This is a genomic window from Terrabacter sp. P5_B1, from assembly GCF_056400505.1.
This window is the reverse complement of record NZ_JBFULD010000462.1, coordinates 1-2,408: the sequence shown is the minus strand read 5'-3', so window position 1 is coordinate 2,408 and position 2,408 is coordinate 1. Positions and strand designations below refer to the sequence as shown.

Below are 2,408 nucleotides of genomic sequence, written 5' to 3'. Positions count from 1 at the left end.
GGTGGCGGCGTGCCGTCTCCCCTCGCGGCCGAGCGAGTCCCACGAGACGAGACTCGCCGGGTCGCCGCTCACCATGGGGTCCGTCCACACGCCGGGCGCGGCGCGCATCCACGGGTCCACGGTCGTCGTCACGGCCTCGATCCGTTGCATGGCCCGAGTCCACAGCGCGCTGACGGCGACACCGGCTCCGGCTGCGAACGCCGCGTGCGAGACGACCTGCCAGGCGAGTCCGGCACCGGGCGCCGCCCCTGGGGCGAGTCGGCGCACCTGCTCGGCCGTCCACCGCTCGACCCAGCCGGCGCCGTAGAGCACGGCAAGGACGCCGCCTCCGGCGGCAAGCCCACCGACCGTGGGGACGTCACCGGCCGGGTCCGTGCCGTCGTCAGTGCCTGAGCGACGAGCGCGCTCGATGACGGCGGACGTGGCAAGGCCCACGGGGACCGACAGGGGCAGGGCGGCGAGGCGTCCGTCGGCGCCGAGCGCGCGGTCCAGCCGGCGCACCCCGGCCGTGGCACCGATGAGCACCGTGCCGCACAGGGCCGTGGAGCCCATCCGCCAGGCGCCCTGCCGCAGGAGGCCTTCCCTGGCCGTGGCGACGCCACGACGGTCGAGGTATGCCGCGAGGCCGAGTCCCAGCGGCGCCATCGCCAGCTCGCAGCCGAGGGCCGCAACCGAGCGGCGCCGCTCCTCGGACCAGCCGTCGGGGAACACCGCCCACGTGGCTGCCGCGCTGGCCACGGCGGGGGCCACGACGTCGATGACGTCCTGGGACGAGAGCGCGAGGAGGTAGTGCGCGCCTGTCGACAGCCCGGTGATGAGGCCCTGGTCCTTCCAGGAACGCTTCGACAGCGACGGCGCCAGGGTCGACGGTGTGACGACGGAGGCCATGACCAGAGCGACCTTCTGCCCGGTGTGCACGAAGTCCGACTGCTCCATGGTTCCTCCCGGCGCTGGGCTGACGGGCGCGCGGACCGGCGTCGCACGCGCTCCTGCTCCGAGCATGGCCACGACGGCGTGCCCTGCGCTCACCCTTCGAGGGTGAATGTGTCGGGCAGCGGGTGGTGTCCGGTCCAGGACGGCCCCACGGCCCGGGCCAGGTCACCATCATGGAGTCATGGCAGCGAACGTCGACGTCGGCCCGTCCTCCGCTCCGTCCTCCGGCCTCACTCGTCTGGAGTCATCGGACGGGAGGTCGTTCGTGGCGCGTGGCCCGGCGAACGAACAGCCGGTGCCCGGGGACTACCTCGCGCTCGAGGGCGAGGACGGCGTGCTCGCCTTCGTCGAGGACGTCGCCAGGGACGGGTCCGCCGCGGGCTTCTCGGCCTCCGGCACCCTCGTGCAGCTCGGTGGCGGGTCCGGCCGCTCCGGGCACCCTGCGGACTCGCCGTGGCACGACGTCGCCGTCCGGCCGACGCGTCCCGATGCGGTGCAACACCTGCTGTCGGGGGCCGACCCGGAGCTGCACCTCGGCCACCTCGCGGGGCAGGACTCGGTGGGCGTCGCGCTCGTGCCCAACCGCCTCAACCGACACACCTTCTGGTGCGGCCAGAGCGGCTCCGGCAAGACGTACGCCCTCGGGGTCCTCCTCGAACGCATCCTCCTGACGACCCGCCTGCCCATCGTCGTCTTCGACCCCAACAGCGACTTCGTGCGTCTCCACGAACAAGCCGTCGAGGCAAACGCCCTCCAGGCCAAGGCCCTGGGCGGCCGTGACGTCGTCATCCTCCGTCCCGACGACGAGGAGATCCCGTTGCGGGTGCGCTTCACCGCACTCACCTCGCGCGCAAAGGCCGCGGTGCTGCGCCTCGACCCGGTCGTGGACCGGGCGGAGTACAACGCGCTCCTGCGCCTGTTCTCCGGAGACTTCGACACCGTGGACGCAGGGCAGATCCTGCCCTACCTGCGGTCGCTCGGCGACCCGGATGCCGAGGCCCTGGCCCAGCGCATCGAGAACCTGGGGGTCATCGAGTGGACCCGGACGTGGGCCCTCGGCGCGGTGCCGGCGACCGACGTCATCGCGCGCCGACCGGCTGCGACGGTGCTCGACCTCGGCGGCTACGAGCGGCCCGAGGAGCAGCTGACCGTCGCCCTCGCCGTCCTCGACGACCYGTGGGCGCGGCGGGCCGAGCGGAGACCCCTTCTCATCGTCGTCGACGAGGCGCACAACCTCTGCCCGCCCGACCCCGAGACCCCCCTCGGCATCGCGGTGCGTGACCGCCTCATCCAGATCGCCGCCGAGGGCCGCAAGTACGGCCTGTGGCTGCTCCTGTCGACGCAGCGCCCCTCGAAGGTGCACCCCGGCATCGTGTCCCAGTGCGACAACCTGACCCTGATGCGGATGAACTCGCGCGAGGACCTCGAGCAGCTCGGGTCGGCCTTCGGGTTCGTGCCCCGCGGTCTGCTGGCCC

Annotated in this window: 2 protein-coding genes; one reads left to right on the top strand and one right to left on the bottom strand. The window is 73.3% G+C overall.

The genetic code is table 11. From position 1 onward, the window contains the following. On the bottom strand, positions 1–1,029 hold a 1,029-nt coding region (locus tag AC1DP0_RS20875), incomplete at its 3' end, for an alpha/beta-hydrolase N-terminal domain-containing protein (RefSeq protein WP_478088299.1). Positions 1,030–1,114: 85 nt separating this feature from the next. Here AC1DP0_RS20875 and AC1DP0_RS20870 point away from each other — a divergent pair. Continuing rightward, positions 1,115–2,408 (top strand): ATP-binding protein (locus AC1DP0_RS20870; RefSeq protein ID WP_478088297.1); only part of this gene is annotated, 1,294 nt, incomplete at its 3' end.